Annotated in this window: 18 protein-coding genes and 1 riboswitch; of the genes, 7 read left to right on the top strand and 11 right to left on the bottom strand. The window is 66.1% G+C overall.

Annotated elements, in window-relative coordinates:
- Position 1 precedes the first annotated feature (1 nt).
- From CW360_RS16595 to nrdR, 8 genes are all read right to left on the bottom strand, one after another.
- Entirely contained in the window at positions 2–493 is a 492-nt protein-coding gene (locus CW360_RS16595) for a phosphatidylglycerophosphatase A family protein (RefSeq protein WP_101194445.1), read from the bottom strand.
- On the bottom strand, positions 486–1,454 hold the full coding sequence (thiL, locus tag CW360_RS16590; protein ID WP_101194444.1) for a thiamine-phosphate kinase: 969 nt from the start codon (positions 1,452–1,454) through the stop codon (positions 486–488). Before thiL ends, CW360_RS16595 begins: the two co-directional genes overlap by 8 nt.
- Before the next feature lie 36 nt (positions 1,455–1,490).
- Entirely contained in the window at positions 1,491–1,970 is a 480-nt protein-coding gene (gene nusB / locus CW360_RS16585) for a transcription antitermination factor NusB (protein ID WP_229727225.1), read from the bottom strand.
- A 2-nt stretch (positions 1,971–1,972) separates the two neighbouring features.
- Positions 1,973–2,449 carry a 6,7-dimethyl-8-ribityllumazine synthase gene (gene ribH / locus CW360_RS16580; RefSeq protein ID WP_093985590.1) on the bottom strand — a complete coding sequence of 159 codons (477 nt, stop codon included), beginning with the start codon at positions 2,447–2,449 and terminating at the stop codon, positions 1,973–1,975.
- Between the two features lie 108 nt (positions 2,450–2,557).
- Complete coding sequence (ribBA, locus tag CW360_RS16575; protein ID WP_101194443.1) at positions 2,558–3,655, bottom strand: bifunctional 3,4-dihydroxy-2-butanone-4-phosphate synthase/GTP cyclohydrolase II; 1,098 nt, start codon at positions 3,653–3,655, stop codon at positions 2,558–2,560.
- Between the two features lie 11 nt (positions 3,656–3,666).
- A complete protein-coding gene (locus CW360_RS16570; protein WP_101194442.1) occupies positions 3,667–4,329 on the bottom strand; it encodes a riboflavin synthase in 663 nt (220 codons plus the stop codon).
- A gap of 109 nt (positions 4,330–4,438) precedes the next feature.
- Positions 4,439–4,588: riboswitch (FMN riboswitch) on the bottom strand.
- Between the two features lie 38 nt (positions 4,589–4,626).
- On the bottom strand, positions 4,627–5,766 hold the full coding sequence (gene ribD / locus CW360_RS16565) for a bifunctional diaminohydroxyphosphoribosylaminopyrimidine deaminase/5-amino-6-(5-phosphoribosylamino)uracil reductase RibD (protein WP_093985593.1): 1,140 nt from the start codon (positions 5,764–5,766) through the stop codon (positions 4,627–4,629).
- Complete coding sequence (gene nrdR, locus CW360_RS16560; RefSeq protein ID WP_093985594.1) at positions 5,763–6,227, bottom strand: transcriptional regulator NrdR; 465 nt, start codon at positions 6,225–6,227, stop codon at positions 5,763–5,765. Before nrdR ends, ribD begins: the two co-directional genes overlap by 4 nt.
- A 141-nt stretch (positions 6,228–6,368) precedes the next feature.
- Here nrdR and CW360_RS16555 point away from each other — a divergent pair, with 141 nt between their 5' ends.
- Both CW360_RS16555 and CW360_RS16550 read left to right on the top strand, forming a co-directional pair.
- Positions 6,369–7,025: a class I SAM-dependent methyltransferase gene (locus tag CW360_RS16555; protein ID WP_101194441.1), complete on the top strand. Its 657-nt coding sequence runs from the start codon at positions 6,369–6,371 to the stop codon at positions 7,023–7,025.
- A gap of 66 nt (positions 7,026–7,091) precedes the next feature.
- Positions 7,092–7,484, top strand: coding sequence for a globin (locus tag CW360_RS16550; protein ID WP_093985596.1), 393 nt, complete (start codon positions 7,092–7,094; stop codon positions 7,482–7,484).
- Here CW360_RS16550 and CW360_RS16545 read toward each other — a convergent pair.
- Positions 7,468–8,040 (bottom strand): pseudouridine synthase, encoded by a 573-nt coding sequence (locus CW360_RS16545; protein WP_170307412.1) that lies wholly within the window; start codon positions 8,038–8,040, stop codon positions 7,468–7,470. The two genes, CW360_RS16550 and CW360_RS16545, sit on opposite strands and share 17 nt — an antisense overlap.
- Before the next feature lie 215 nt (positions 8,041–8,255).
- Between CW360_RS16545 and ahr the strand changes: the two genes are divergently transcribed.
- Positions 8,256–9,278 carry an NADPH-dependent aldehyde reductase Ahr gene (gene ahr / locus CW360_RS16540; RefSeq protein ID WP_101194439.1) on the top strand — a complete coding sequence of 341 codons (1,023 nt, stop codon included), beginning with the start codon at positions 8,256–8,258 and terminating at the stop codon, positions 9,276–9,278.
- Here ahr and CW360_RS16535 read toward each other — a convergent pair.
- Both CW360_RS16535 and CW360_RS16530 read right to left on the bottom strand, forming a co-directional pair.
- A complete protein-coding gene (locus tag CW360_RS16535; RefSeq protein ID WP_101194438.1) occupies positions 9,248–10,051 on the bottom strand; it encodes a YdcF family protein in 804 nt (267 codons plus the stop codon). The genes ahr and CW360_RS16535 overlap by 31 nt on opposite strands.
- Positions 10,052–10,087: 36 nt before the next feature.
- A complete protein-coding gene (locus CW360_RS16530) occupies positions 10,088–10,504 on the bottom strand; it encodes a hypothetical protein (RefSeq protein WP_093985599.1) in 417 nt (138 codons plus the stop codon).
- 199 nt (positions 10,505–10,703) lie between these two features.
- On the opposite strand from CW360_RS16530, the gene leuS reads away from it, so the two are divergent.
- The 4 genes from leuS (at position 10,704) to arfA (ending at position 15,274) form a co-directional block, all read left to right on the top strand.
- The gene (gene leuS, locus CW360_RS16525; protein WP_101194437.1) at positions 10,704–13,316 is read left to right on the top strand and encodes a leucine--tRNA ligase; all 2,613 of its coding nucleotides are present in this window, start codon (positions 10,704–10,706) and stop codon (positions 13,314–13,316) included.
- A 45-nt stretch (positions 13,317–13,361) separates the two neighbouring features.
- Positions 13,362–13,985: an LPS-assembly lipoprotein LptE gene (locus CW360_RS16520; RefSeq protein ID WP_101194436.1), complete on the top strand. Its 624-nt coding sequence runs from the start codon at positions 13,362–13,364 to the stop codon at positions 13,983–13,985.
- Between the two features lie 33 nt (positions 13,986–14,018).
- Complete coding sequence (holA, locus tag CW360_RS16515) at positions 14,019–15,047, top strand: DNA polymerase III subunit delta (protein ID WP_101194435.1); 1,029 nt, start codon at positions 14,019–14,021, stop codon at positions 15,045–15,047.
- A 71-nt stretch (positions 15,048–15,118) separates the two neighbouring features.
- Positions 15,119–15,274 carry an alternative ribosome rescue factor ArfA gene (gene arfA, locus CW360_RS16510; RefSeq protein WP_093985603.1) on the top strand — a complete coding sequence of 52 codons (156 nt, stop codon included), beginning with the start codon at positions 15,119–15,121 and terminating at the stop codon, positions 15,272–15,274.
- The last annotated feature ends 73 nt before the right edge of the window (positions 15,275–15,347 follow it).

Raw genomic sequence — 15,347 nt, 5'->3', positions numbered from 1 at the left:
TTTAGACGACGAGATACACCAGCAACTGCAGACAGGCGAAGGCCAGCAGCCCCGCCAGCAAATCATCCAGCATGATGCCCAGGCCGCCCTCGACATGCCGGTCAGCCCAGCCGATCGGCCAAGGTTTGAGGATGTCGAAGAAGCGAAACAGCACAAAGCCCACACACAACCATAGCCAACCGGGGGGGGCAAGGAACAGGGTCAGCCAGATGCCGACGAACTCATCCCAGACAATCCCTTCGTGATCATGCACGCCCAGATCATCAGCCACCCGGCCACACAGCCAGATACCCAGCAGACTGGCGGCCAGTAGCACGCCGGCGTAGCCCCACAGCGGCAGCCACTGCAACAGCGGCACGGCGGCCAGACCGAGCAGGCTGCCCCAGGTGCCTGGTGCCTTCGGCAAGGTGCCCGAGCCCAGGCCAAACGCCAGGAAATGCCAGGGGTTACGCCATACCGAAGACGGCACGCGCGGATGCGGCTGATCAGCCATGTACTGCTCCAAAATGTTGATAACCGCTACCCGGCAGCGGCAGCGGGCAACCCTGCTCGTCAAGCAATTGCACACCCGCACCCGCCACCACCCGACCGATCCGGCGTACTGCCGGGAACGCCACGGACAAGGCGGGCCAGTGCTCGGCAGGCAAGGTAAAGGCCAGACGGTAATCGTCGCCACCGCTCAGCGCACAGCGCTGGGCCGCGGTGTGACCGAGCAAGGCTTCAGCCGCCGCGCTTAGCGGCACGGCGGCCTGCTCGATCTGCAAAGCCACGCCCGAGGCCTGGGCAATGTGCCCGCAATCGGCCAGCAAACCATCAGAAATATCCAGGGCAGCGCTCGCCCGGCCACGCAGGTACTCACCCAGCGACAACTGCGGCATGGGTGACCAGAAGGCCTGCAGCAGGGCGTCACGCTGCGTCGCAGGGGCCTCGCGACCGTGCAACAACAGTTCCAGGGCCGCACAGGCCGCACCCAGCTCACCGCCCACGCACAGCAGGTCACCCTCTTGGGCGGCACCACGGGTCAGCGCCTGCCCGGCGGGCAGGCGGCCGAATACCGTCACCGTCAGGCTCAGCGGGCCACGCGTGGTGTCCCCGCCAATCAGACTGAGGCCACACGCCGCAGCCATCTGCTGCAAGCCGTCCGCAAAACCCTGCAGCCACGGCGCATCGGCCTGCGGCAAGGTCAGCGCCAGGGTGAAGCCCAACGGCGAGGCGCCCATGCCAGCCAGATCGCTGGCCGCTACGGCTAGCGCGCGCTGGCCGAGCAGCTCGGCAGAACAGGGTTGTGGGAAATGCACCCCGGCGACCAGGGTGTCGGTGGAAATCGCCAGCTGCTCGTCTGCCGCCAGCTGCAGCAGTGCGCAGTCATCGCCAATGCCCAGCACCACGCCGGGCTGGCCCGCTGCGCAGGCGGCGCTGGCGAAATAGCGGCGGATCAGCTCGAACTCACCCACCCTGACTACCTCGCCAGCCGACGTGGCACCTGCGCCTCAGCGCTGCGCGCCACGCACTTCGGCGGCACGCAGGCGCGGCGCCAGCTTGTCCAGCACACCATTGACGAACTTGTGTCCGTCGGTGGCGCCGTACACCTTGGCCAGCTCGATGCCTTCGTTGATCACCACGCGATACGGCACATCCACGCGGCGCAGCAGCTCGTAGGCCGACAGGCGCAGGATGGCCAGCTCCACCGGATCGAGATCAGCCAGCGGGCGATCCAGCAACGGCTCGATGTGGCCGTCCAGTTCGCTCTTGTGGCTGGGCACGCCGTGCAGCAGTTCGTGGAAGTACGCACCGTCGACCGCCGAAAAATCGTTGTCGACGCGGAACTGCGCTTCGATCTCGTTCAGCGATTGCCCGGCCATGTGCCACTGGTACAGCGCCTGCATGGCCAGGCCACGCGCCACGCGGCGCTGGGCGATCTTGCCCTTGGCCTTGGGTTGCGGCGCGTCCTGGCTGTCGTCGTGATTCAGGCTCACTTGGCCTCCAGGGCCGCCAGCAGGCTGACCATTTCCAGAGCGGACAGGGCGGCTTCGGCGCCTTTGTTACCGGCCTTGGTGCCGGAGCGCTCGATGGCCTGCTCGATGGAGTCGACGGTCAGCACACCGAAGGCTACCGGCACGCCGTATTCCATGGACACCTGGGCCAGGCCCTTGGTGCACTCGCCGGCGACGTATTCAAAGTGCGGCGTACCGCCACGAATCACCGCGCCAAGGGCAATGATCGCCGCATACTCGCCGCGCTGGGCGACTTTCTGGGTGACCAGCGGGATCTCGAAGGCACCCGGCGCGCGGATGATAGTGATGTCGCTTTCCTGCACGCCGTGGCGGACCAGGGCGTCGACGGCACCACTGACCAGGCTCTCGACGACGAAGCTGTTGAAGCGGCCAACCACCAGGGCGTATTTGCCTTGCGGGGCGATGAAGGTACCTTCGATGGTCTTCAGGGTCATGGGCGAGTCTCGATCGGTATAAAGAGCCGGGATGCCCTGCGGCATCCCGTGGATATCAATGTAGAACGAAGTGACAGGCCGTGCGCAACGCTCGCACGGCCCGATCGTTCATTCAGCGGGCAGGTATTCTACTACTTCCAGGTCGAAACCGGATATCGCATTGAACTTCATCGGCGAACTCATCAGGCGCATCTTGCGCACCCCGAGGTCACGGAGAATCTGCGAACCCGCCCCTACCGTACTGTAGGTAGCCGGGCTGGCGGCCGGTTTGCCTTCCTGACCCAGCTGGCGATCCAGGTGCGCCAGCAGTTCCTGGCCACCCAGCGGGTTGCCCAGCAGCAGCACCACGCCGCTCCCTGCCCGGGCCACTTCGGCCATGGCCGCGCGCAGGCTCCAGCGACCCTCCTGCTTGACCAGCAGCAGGTCGCGCAGCGGGTCCATGTTGTGCACACGCACCAGCGTCGGCTGCTCGGGGCTGATTTGCCCCAGGGTCAGCGCCAGGTGCACGTCACCTTCCACCGCATCGCGATAGGTGACCAGGTTGAAACGGCCCAGTTCGCTGTCCAGCCATTGCTCACTGACCCGCTGCATGGTGCGTTCGTGGATCAGCCGATGGTGGATCAGGTCGGCAATGGTGCCGATCTTCAGGCCATGCTCGGCGGCGAACACCTCCAGTTCGGGGCGGCGCGCCATGCTGCCGTCATCGTTCATGATCTCGCAGATCACCCCGGACGGCTCGAAACCGGCCAGGCGCGCCAGGTCGCAGGCCGCCTCGGTATGCCCGGCCCGTGCCAGCACGCCGCCGGCCTGGGCCATCAGCGGGAAGATATGCCCGGGGCTGACGATGTCATCGGCCTTGGCGGTGCGCGCCACGGCCGCCTGTACGGTGCGCGCGCGGTCAGCCGCGGAAATCCCGGTGGTCACGCCCTCGGCGGCTTCGATGGATACGGTGAACTTGGTGCCGAATCCGGAGCCATTGCGCGGCGCCATCAGCGGCAGCTTGAGCAGCTCGCAGCGCTCGCGGGTCATCGGCATGCAAATCAGGCCACGCGCGTGCTTGGCCATGAAATTGATGTGCTCGGCGGTTACGCATTCCGAGGCGATGATGATGTCGCCTTCGTTCTCGCGGTCCTCGTCATCCATGAGGATGACCATCTTGCCGGCGCGGATGTCTTCGATCAGTTCGGCAGCGCTATTCAGAGCCATGAGGCAATCCTTTATCGATTCAGATAGCCGTGTTCGGCCAGAAAACTTTCGCTGATCCCGGCGCCTGCCGGTTCAGCCGCCTGATCGCCCTGCAACAGGCGTTCGAGGTAGCGCGCCAGCAGATCGACCTCCAGGTTGACCCGCCGCCCGGCCTGGTAGTCGACCATGATGGTCTGCTCCAGGGTATGCGGAACGATGGTCAGCTCGAACTCGGCACCGTGCACCGCGTTGACGGTCAGGCTGGTGCCATCCACGGTGATCGAGCCCTTGAGGGCAATGTACTTGGCCAGTTCGCGCGGTGCGCGCAGGCGAAACTGCACGGCGCGGGCATTGTCGGAACGCGCGATGACTTCACCCACGCCATCCACATGGCCGCTGACCAGATGGCCACCGAGGCGGCTGGTCGGCGTCAGGGCCTTTTCCAGATTGACCCGGGTGCCTGCCTTGAGGTCGACAAAGGCCGTGCGCTGCAGGGTTTCCCGGCTGACATCGGCACAGAAGCCGTCACCGGGCAACTCCACGGCAGTCAGGCAGATGCCGTTGACGGCAATGCTGTCGCCGAGCTTGACGTCGCCCAGATCGAGTTTGCCGGTGGCCACCTGGACGCGCACATCACCGCCCTTGGGGGTCAGGCTGCGAATGGTGCCTATCGCTTCGATTATGCCGGTAAACATGAAACCTCCCGGCGCAGTTTGTCATGCATGGTCGCTCTCCTGTTTTGGTTAAAACAGGGCACTGCCGATTGAAGGGAATGCACAACAGGCCCCGCAGGACATGCAGCGATCCCGTTCTCTCTTTATCCGGACTATCACCGTCGGCACCGGAATCTCACCGGTTCTGCTGACCCTGACAGCCTTCGCTGCCAGGCGCTCGCGGGCTAGGCATCGCGCCATTACCGCCGGTGGGGACTTGCACCCCGCCCTGAGAACTTGCCTGCCAGGCACCCATGCGCCCGGCAGGCGTGCGTTTTATCACATTGTCGAGGCGCCTGCATGCGCCGGCCGCGGCCGGGCGACGATTCGCCAGTCATTGCCACAGGCGCGTATCTGCCGGATATCCAGCTCCGCGGCCTGCTGCATGCTGTCCAGCGGCCAGTCGAGCAGCGGCCGGGCCGAGCTGCCGAGCAGCTTGGCGGCCATGAAGATCTGGTATTCATCGATCAGCCCCTGACGTGCCAGGGCACCGACCAGACGCGCCCCGCTCTCCACCAGCAGCTCATTGACGCCCTGTTCGGCCAGCCGTCGCAACAACTGCAGCAGATCGACCTGCCCCGCTTCGCCGGGTAATAGCCACAACTCATGGCCGGCCTCGGCATAGCGCGCCACATCCCCCTGCGCCGCCACCACCAGCGCGCTGCCTGCCTGGAAGAATGGCGCCTGCAACGGCACCCGGCAGCGGCCGTCGAGGAGAATCCGCCGCGGCGGGCGCGCCAGGGCCAGCGCCGCCTGTGCCGGCTCCAGCCCCAGCTCGGCAGCCCGCACGGTGAGCCGGGTGCCGTCCTGCAACACGCTGTCGGCACCGGTCAGCACCGCGCTGCTGCGTGCGCGCAGGCGCTGCACCGCGCTGCGCGCCGCCGGCCCGGTGATCCACTGGCTTTCCCCGCTGGCCATCGCGGTGCGCCCATCCAGGCTCATCGCCAGCTTGGCGCAGACCCATGGCAGCCCCGTTTCCATGCGCTTGCAGAACCCCCGGTTAAGCTCACGCGCCTCCTCTGCCAGCACGCCGCAATGCACCTCGATAGCGGCGTCACGCAGGCGCTGCAGGCCACGCCCGGCCACCTGCGGGTTAGGGTCCTGCATGGCCACCACCACTCTGCGCAGGCCCGCCTGCACCAGCGCATCGGCACAGGGCGGAGTACGTCCGAAGTGGCTGCACGGTTCCAGCGTCACATAGGCGGTAGCCCCACGCGCCGCCTCCGCCGCCTGGCGCAGGGCATGCACCTCGGCATGCGGCTCGCCGGCGCGCACGTGCCAGCCTTCGCCGACCACCCGACCGTCCGCCGCAACGATCAGGCAGCCGACGCGCGGATTGGGATGGGTCGAGTACAGCCCCTGACGCGCCAGCTGCAGGGCCCGCGCCATGTACTGCGTGTCACCGGGCAGCTCGCTCATGCGCGCCCCGGCTCGCGGGACAGGCGCTCGATTTCCTCGCGAAACTCGTTGAGATCCTGGAAACGCCGGTACACCGAGGCGAAACGAATGTAGGCAATCTCGTCGAGCTGATGCAGCTCGCTCATGACCAGCTCACCGACCACCAGCGACTTCACCTCGCGCTCGCCGGTGGCACGCAGCTTCTGCTTGATGCGGGCAATCGCTTCTTCCAGACGCTCAACACTCACCGGGCGCTTCTCCAGGGCCCGCTGCATGCCGGCACGCAGCTTGTCCTCGTCGAACGGCTGGCGACTGCCGTCCTGCTTGATCAGCCGTGGCATAACCAGTTCGGCGGTTTCGAAAGTGGTAAAACGCTCGCCGCAGGCCAGGCACTCGCGGCGCCGGCGCACCTGGCCACCCTCGGCGACCAGCCGCGAATCGATCACTTTGGTGTCGTTGGCGTTGCAAAAAGGGCAATGCATGATGGAGAGGCCCGTCAGAAAAAGTCAGCCTGCATGGTAGCGAAAGCCTACCCGTGACGACAGCCGGCAGATTGCCGGCACCTGACAAGCCGGCGCCTTTGCGCTATATAGGCGCCCCCGTTTCACCGTGAAGACGTTGCCATGTCCGCCCCGCCCGCCCTGCTCCAACCGCTGCGCCAGTTACTCGGCGATGCCAGCCTGGTGGCCGAGCGCCTGCCCGGCACCGACCTGACGCTGTGGTTGATCGATGCGCAGAACATGGACCGTGCCTTCAGCCCCGAGGAAACCCGGCGCATTCTCGAGGAACCGCCCTACTGGTGCTTCTGCTGGGCCAGCGGCCTGGCCATGGCACGCTGGCTGGTCGAACAACCGCACTGGGTACAGGGCAAGCGCGTACTGGATTTTGGCGCCGGCTCCGGGGTCGCGGCGATTGCCGCCGCCAGGGCCGGGGCGGCCGAAGTGGTGGCCTGCGACCTGGATCCCCTGGCGCTGCAGGCCTGCCGGGAAAATGCCGCACTGAACGGGGTGAGCCTGGGCTACTCGGCGGACTTCTTCGCCGAAGCCGATCGTTTCGACCTGATCCTGGTCGCCGACGTGCTCTACGACCGCGCCAACCTGCCGCTGCTCGACCACTTCCTCAGTCGCGGCAAGCAGGCGCTGGTCGCCGACTCCCGGGTCAAGGACTTCCAGCATCCGCGCTATCAGCGCCTGCACATGCTGGAGGCCTGCACCTGGCCGGACCTCGCCGAGCCTCAGGAATTCCGTCAGGTCAGCCTGTACCACGCGCAACGCCACTGATTCTGATCTATCCCCTCAGGTAGCACTCCACCGAGCGCTGCCTGGTCGTTCCATTGTGGAGTACCCATGAAACCCACCGATCGCGTTATGCAGAGCTATGGCCGCTGCTGCGCCAACCCAGCCTTCTTCGACAGCTTCTATCGCCACTTCCTCGACAGCTCGCCGGAGATTCGCGCCAAGTTCGCCAACACCGACATGCCGGCGCAGAAGCAGTTGCTCCGCCAGGGTATTCTCAACCTGGTCATGCACGCCCGCGGCATGCCCGATACCAAGCTGCGCGCACTGGGCGCCAGCCACTCACGGCACGGCTTCGACATCCGCCCGGAGCTCTATGAACTGTGGCGCGAAGCCCTGCTGCGCACCATCGGCGAACATGACCCACAATGCTGCGTAAACACCCGGGAGGCCTGGCGCGAGGTGCTCAACAAAGGCATCGCGGTGATCAGCGCAGGCTACTGACCGGCACCTCGCGCCACTCGCCCGGCTGCAGGCCATCGACCCGCCAGGGACCGATGGCCACGCGCACCAGACGCAGGGTGGGCAGTCCTACCGCCGCGGTCATGCGCCGTACCTGACGATTGCGTCCCTCGCGAATCACCAGTTCCAGCCAGGCCGTCGGCACGCTCTTGCGAAAGCGCACCGGCGGGTGGCGCGCCCACAGCGCCGGCTCATCCAGACAGCGTACTTCGGCCGGCAGGGTCGGCCCGTCGTTGAGCGTCACCCCGCTACGCAGCTGCTGCAGCTGCGCCTCGCTCGGCATGCCCTCCACCTGCACCCAGTAGGTCTTGGCCAGCTTATGGCGCGGGTCGGCAATGCGCGCCTGCAGGCGCCCATCGTTGGTCAGCAGCAGCAAACCTTCGCTGTCACGATCCAGACGCCCGGCCGGATAGACTCCGGGAATATCGACGAAGTCCTTGAGCGTGGCGCGCCCCTGCGCATCCTGGAACTGGGTCAGCACGTCGAAAGGCTTGTTCAGCAGGATCAGCCGCGGTTCGGCCGGTGGCGGTTTGGCCACCCGGCGGGCCGGCAGGGCAGCGGCGCGACGCGGCGATGCAGGACGAGGAGGACGGGGCATGGGCGCTCCACAAGTCGGTAAAAACCGCCAGTTTACCCGACTCACCGCCCCATGCCGCCGCCCGCAGGCCAACCATCAGCAACACTTATTCGCTTGCTGCGCCCTGCGGGCTGGCCGCTATGCTAAGTGCCTACCGTCAACAGGAGAGCCTGCTCATGAGTTCCGCCGACACCATTACCGGCTGGGCCGCCACCGCACCCGGCGCACCCCTGCAACCCTTCAGCTACGCGCCCGGCCCGCTGGACCAGGAAGAGGTGGAAGTCGCCGTCGAGTACTGCGGCATCTGCCACTCCGATCAGTCGATGATCGACAACGAATGGGGACTCAGTCGCTATCCCTTCATCCCCGGGCATGAAGTAGTCGGGCGCATCATCCGCGTGGGCGAGCAGGTGCGCGGCCTGCACGCCGGGCAGCGCGTGGGCATCGGCTGGTACAAGGGCAGCTGCATGCACTGCGGATCGTGCATGGAGGGCGCACACCAGCTGTGCAACACGGCCAAACCGACCATCGTCGGCAGCCACGGCGGCTTTGCCGATCGGCTGCGCAGTCACTGGGCCTGGGCCATTCCGCTGCCGGACACGCTCGACCCGGCACTGGTCGGCCCGCTGTTCTGCGCTGGCTCCACGGTATTCAGCCCGCTGCTGGAATGCGCGGTGAAACCGACCGACCGGGTGGGCGTGGTGGGCATTGGCGGGCTGGGCCACCTGGCCCTGCGCTTCCTCAACGCCTGGGGCTGCGAGGTCACCGCCTTCACCTCGTCACTCAGCAAGCGTGAAGAAGCCCAGCGTCTGGGCGCGCACCGGGTGGTGGCCTCCACCGACAGCGCAGCCCTACAGGCAATTGCCGGCAGCCTGGACTTCCTGCTGGTCACCGCCAGCGCCGACCTGGACTGGAACGCCCTGCTGGCCACCCTGGCCGCCAAAGGGCGCCTGCATTTCGTCGGTATCGCGCCCAGTGCCATCCCGGTTCACGTGTTCAGTCTGATTCCCCAGCAGAAGACCCTGTCCGGATCGCCGGTCGGTTCTCCGGCGAACATGGCACGCATGCTGGAGTTCTGTGCCCGGCACCAGATCCTCCCGCAGGTCGAGCATTTCCCGATGAGCCGGGTCAACGAGGCCATCGCGCACCTGCGCAGCGGCAAGGCTCGCTACCGCGTGGTGCTCGACGCCAGCGCCTGAGGGGTCGCTGGGCCGGCATACAGCCAGGGATAGCTGAGCCGGCCCAGCACTTCATTGAGCAGCAGCCCGCTGTGCCACAAGGCCCGGCTCTCCGGCAACAGGCCGGCGAAAGGCCGGCCATGCGCCTGACCGAGAAAGCCCATGGGCGCCGCGACCACCTGCAAGCCCTGCTGTTCAAAACACCAGCGCGCACGTGGCATATGCCAGGCCTGAGTGACCAGCACCACACGCTGGATCCCCTCGGCACGCAACAACTGCGCCGTCGCGACGGCGTTCTCCCAAGTGGTGAGGCTCTGCCCCTCCTGCCAGCGCGCCGGCTGGGCAAAGTCCCGCGCCAGCACTTCAGCCATCAGCGCTGCCTCGCTGGGCGGCTGGCCATAGTGCAGGCCGCCCGAGGTGAGCAGCGGCAAGCCACTCTGCGCGGCCAGACGCGCCGCATAACGCAGCCGCTCGACGGCCAACAGGCTCGGCTGATCGGTTCCCCAGCCCGGATCCGCCCGCTCGCGCCCGGCACCGAGCACCACGATCACCTCGCCCTGGCTGGCCAGGTCGGCCTGTTGCGCCGTACTGAGTGGCGGCTGATTTTCCAGCCAGCGTGCGGTCTGTTGCACCACCAACGGCAGGCTCATCAGCCACAGACCGAGCAGCCCGCCCAGCAACGCAGCACGCGCCAAACGCGGATAACGCCGGCGCAGGCACCAGCCCAGGAGGATCATCCACAACAGCAGGCCTGGTGGCAGCAGGCCCTGCTTCAGCAGGTAACGCAGTTCCATCGGTTATCCGGCACGGCAACGAGACAAGCGGGCAGCCTAGTATCCGGCCGGCACTCGCTGCAAACGAAACAACGTCGAGCCACATTGCGCGCAGGCCTGCATCGCCGTGCGGGCCTCAGGCAGCACGGCGCCACACAGCGCACAGCACAGCTGCCCTCGCCCGTCCAGAGGCGCGGCAGGCCGACGCCCCGGCAAAGGCGGCAACTGCTGACGCTCCAGTTGCGCCAGCTCCTCGGCGGCAGCATGCCAGCCGCGCAACCAATGCAGGTCGCGGCGCAGGTAGGCACGGATCAGTTCGGTTTCCGAGGGGCTCAGGCCGGTCAACTCCAGTTCAGCCTCGTCCCCAGGGGAAAGCTGCAGGTTCTGCTCGGCACGCTCCAGCGCCAGCGCCAGACGCTGCAACAAGCGCTCGTACACCCCGTCTCTCGCCTGCGTCAGCCGCCACTCAGCCATGCTACTGCCCTCAGCTACGCCGCCAGCCGGCACGCCCGGCCTACTGTGCAGCTTAGTCCGCAGCAGTGCCTCGCCAGGCCTGCGGCGACCAGCGGCGCGCTGCCCCGGCACGCCTGGGCAATCTGGGTTTCCCTCCCGTTGCGGCGCTCATGTATGCTACGGCGTTTCCCGAATGCCCTCATTCTTCAGCGCCAGAGCCATGCACGAACAGTACTCGCCCCGTGAAATCGAAGCCGCCGCGCAAGCCCATTGGGATGCGCAAAACTCCTTTGTTGTGAGCGAACAGCCCGGCAAGGACACCTTCTATTGCCTGTCGATGTTCCCCTACCCGAGCGGCAAGCTACACATGGGCCACGTGCGCAACTACACCATCGGTGACGTGATCGCCCGCTACCAGCGCATGCAGGGCAAGAACGTACTGCAGCCGATGGGCTGGGACGCCTTCGGCATGCCGGCGGAAAACGCCGCCATGAAGAATCAGGTGGCACCGGCCAAGTGGACCTACGAGAACATCGCCTATATGAAGTCCCAGCTCAAATCGCTGGGCCTGGCGATCGACTGGACCCGCGAGGTCACCACCTGCAAGCCGGACTACTACCGCTGGGAGCAGTGGCTGTTCACCCGCCTGTTCGAGAAGGGGATCATCTACCGCAAGAACGGCACGGTGAACTGGGACCCGGTGGACCAGACCGTACTGGCCAACGAGCAGGTCATCGACGGCCGTGGCTGGCGTTCGGGCGCGCTGATCGAGAAGCGCGAAATCCCCATGTACTACTTCAAGATCACCGCTTACGCCGAAGAGCTGCTGAGCAGCCTGGATGAACTGGATGGCTGGCCCGAGCAGGTCAAGACCATGCAGCGCAACTGGATCGGCAAGAGCTTCGGTGCCGACATTGTGTTCGACTACGATGTTGCCAGCATCGGTATCGAAGGCCAGCTGAAGGTCTACTCGACCCGCCCCGACACCCTGATGGGCGCCACCTACGTCGCCGTGGCCGCCGAGCACCCGCTGGCGCAGCGCGCCGCCGAGAACAACGCCGCCTTGCAGGCCTTTATCGCCGAGTGCAAGTCCGGCTCCGTGGCCGAGGCCGACATGGCCACCATGGAGAAGAAGGGCCTGGCCACCGGCCAGTTCGTCATCCATCCGCTGACCGGCGACAAGCTGCCGGTATTCGTCGCCAACTACGTGCTGTGGGGCTACGGCGAAGGCGCGGTGATGGCCGTACCGGCACATGACGAACGCGACTTCGAGTTCGCCAACAAGTACGCCCTGCCGATCAAGCAGGTCTATGCCGCTGCGGATCAAGACTACGACGCCAGCACCTGGCAGGACTGGTACGGCGACAAGGCCGGTCTGACCACCATCAATTCCGGCAAGTACGACGGCCTGGACTTCAGCGCCGCCTTCGACGCCATCGTTGCCGACCTCGAGGCCAGCGCTCACGGCGCGCGCAAAACCCAGTTCCGCCTGCGCGACTGGGGTATCAGCCGCCAGCGCTACTGGGGCTGCCCGATTCCGATCATCCATTGCGACAGCTGCGGCGACGTGCCGGTGCCGGAAGACCAGCTGCCGGTGGTCCTGCCCGAAGACGTGGTGCCGGACGGCGCCGGCAGCCCGCTGGCCAAGATGCCCGAGTTCTACCAGTGCAGCTGCCCGAAGTGCGGTGCCGACGCCAAGCGCGAAACCGACACCATGGACACCTTCGTGGAAAGTTCCTGGTACTACGCCCGCTATGCCTCGCCGCAGTACACCGGCGGCATGGTCGACCCGCAGGCGGCCAACCACTGGCTGCCGGTGGACCAGTACATCGGTGGCATCGAGCACGCCATCCTGCACCTGCTGTATGCGCGTTTCTTCCACAAGCTGATGCGCGACGAAGGCCTGGTCACCTCCAACGAGCCGTTCAAGAACCTGCTGACCCAGGGCATGGTGGTCGCCGACACCTACTACCGTACCCTGGAAAACGGCGGCAAGGACTGGTTCAACCCGGCCGACGTGGAAATCGAGCGTGACGCCAAGGGCAAGGTGACCTCCGCCCGCCTGAAGAGCGACGGCCTGCCGGTGGAAATCGGCGGCACCGAGAAGATGTCCAAGTCGAAGAACAACGGCGTCGACCCGCAGGACATGATCGATGCCTACGGCGCCGACACCTGCCGCCTGTTCATGATGTTCGCCTCGCCGCCCGACATGAGCTGCGAATGGTCGGATGCCGGCGTCGAAGGTGCCAATCGCTTCCTGCGCCGCGTCTGGCGCCTGGCGCACAGCCACGTCAGCGCCGGTCTGCCGGGGACGCTGGACATCGCCAGCCTGAGCGACGAACAGAAGGCCGTGCGCCGCGCCATCCACCTGGCGATCAAACAGGCCAGCAATGATGTAGGCCAGCACCACAAGTTCAACACCGCCATCGCCCAGGTGATGACCCTGATGAACGTGCTGGAGAAAGCCGCCACCGCCACCGAGCAGGACCGCGCGCTGCTCCAGGAAGGCCTGCAGACCGTAGCCCTGTTGCTCGCACCGATCACCCCGCACATCAGCCACGAGCTGTGGCAGCAACTCGGCCAAAGCGGCGCAATCATCGACGCACAATGGCCGCAGGTGGACGAGTCGGCTCTGGTGCAGGACAGCCTGACCCTGGTCATCCAGGTCAACGGCAAGCTGCGTGGGCAGATCGAAGTGCCGGCCTCGGCCTCCCGCGAGGACGTCGAAGCCGCCGCCCGCGCCAACGAAAACGTACAACGCTTCACCGAAGGCACCACCATCCGCAAGGTCATCGTGGTGCCGGGCAAACTGGTCAATATCGTCGCCAACTGATCACACTCGGCGCCTCGGCGCCGGGGTACCCAAGGGGAAAACACCATGATGAAACGGAATCTGTTGGTCATCGGCCTGGCCACCCTGCTCGGCGCGTGCGGCTTCCAGCTGCGCGGCGTGGGCTCGGGCGAGTTTGCACTCAAGGAACTGGCCCTGGATGCCCGCAACAGCTACGGCGAAACCACCCGCCTGACCGAAGCGCAACTACAAGGCTACGGCGTGCGCCTGCACGCCGGCGCCCCCTACAAGCTGGTGCTGGTTCGCGAAGAAGAGAAACAGCGTACCGCCAGCTACACCGGTTCGGTGCGTAGCGCCGAATACGAACTCAACCGCACCCTCGACTACCAGATCCGCGGCAGCAAGAACCTGCTGTTGCTGGAAGACCAAGCCAGCGTACAAAAAATCTACCTGCACGATGGCAGCAACCTGATCGGCTCCGACCAGGAAGCCAGCCAGCTGCGCGACGAAATGCGCGCCGAACTGGTCCAGCAACTGGTCATGCGCCTGCAGCGCCTGACCCCGGCGCAGCTTGACCAGCTGCAAGCCGATGCCGAAGCGCGCCTGCGCGCCGAGCAGGAAGCCCTGGAAGCGGCCCGCAAGGCCGAAGCCGAGGCCACCGCGCCGCAACAGTCGCCGCTGCAACTGCCGCTGCCGCTGCAACTGCGCTGACGGGACGGGCCGCGCCAAGCGGCCCGCTACGCGATGAAACTCAACCCCGCGCAACTGGGCAAACACCTGCAAGGCACGCTCGCCCCGGTCTACGTGGTCAGTGGCGATGAACCCCTGCTCTGCCAGGAAGCCTGCGACGCCATTCGCCAGGCGGCCCGCCAGCAGGGCTTCAGCGAGCGCCAGGTGCTGCATGCCGAAGCCGGCTTCGACTGGGGCCAGCTCTACGAAGCGGGCGCCAGCCTGTCGCTGTTTGCCGAAAAGCGCCTGATCGAACTGCGCATCGCCAACGGCAAACCCGGCGACAAGGGTGCCAGCGCCCTGCTCGACTACCTGCAACGCCCCGCCGAAGACACCCTGCTGCTGATCAGCTTGCCCAAGCTCGACGGCAGCACACAGAAAAGCAAATGGGCCAAGGCACTGATCGACGGCGCGCACAGCCAGTTCCTGCAAATCTGGCCGGTGGACAGCAGCCAGCTGCCCGGCTGGATTCGCCAGCGCCTGGCCCAGGCCGGCCTGGCCGCCAGCCCCGAAGCCCTGGAGCTGATCAGCGCCCGCGTGGAAGGCAACCTGCTGGCCGCCGCCCAGGAAATCGAAAAGCTCAAACTGCTCGCCGACGGCCAGCAGGTGGACGTCGACACCGTGCAGGCCAGCGTTGCCGACAGCGCACGCTTTGACGTCTTCGGCCTCACCGATGCCGTGCTCAACGGCCAGGCCGGGCACGCCCTGCGCATGCTGCAGGGGTTGCGCGGCGAAGGCGTGGAAGCCCTGTTCATCCTTGCCATGCTGGTCCGTGAACTGCGCCAACTGGCCAGCCTGGCCGAGCAGCACGCGCAGGGCGTCAGCTTGGAAAAAGCCTTTGCCAGCGCCCGCCCGCCGATCTGGGACAAACGCAAGCCGCTGTACAGCAAGGCGCTGCAACGCAGCCCCGGCAATTACTGGCGCCCCCTGCTAAGCCTGGCCCAGCAGATCGATGCCCAGGCCAAGGGCCAAGCGCCCGGTGATGCCTGGCAGAGCCTGGCCAGCCTGTGTCTGCAGATGGCCGGACAAAAACTGCGCCTGTAAGGTCTAGCCACATCGCACAACAGGCGTATGCTTGTCCCGCTCACCCTGGGCATTGGCAAGAGGATCCCGCCATGGCGAAAAAAACCCGCAAGACCAACCAGGCCAAATCCCTGGTCGCCCAGCCACTGTTCCGTTGTCGACAGGAACGCCCGGCCAAGGGCAAAGGCAGCTACCGCCGCGAAACCTCCCAGCGAACCTGGGAGGTTTCTTGTTTTAGGGCTGCCTGAACAGCCTCTGCGCTGCCGTCTGGCGCGCCGGCATGCTAAGGTTGGCGCCTCCAGCCCATGCCATGAGTTACCC

This window comes from Pseudomonas fluvialis (assembly GCF_002835605.1).
Lineage (GTDB): Bacteria > Pseudomonadota > Gammaproteobacteria > Pseudomonadales > Pseudomonadaceae > Aquipseudomonas > Aquipseudomonas fluvialis.
Note: the sequence above shows the minus strand (reverse complement) of the source record. Positions and strands in the feature narration are given on the sequence as shown.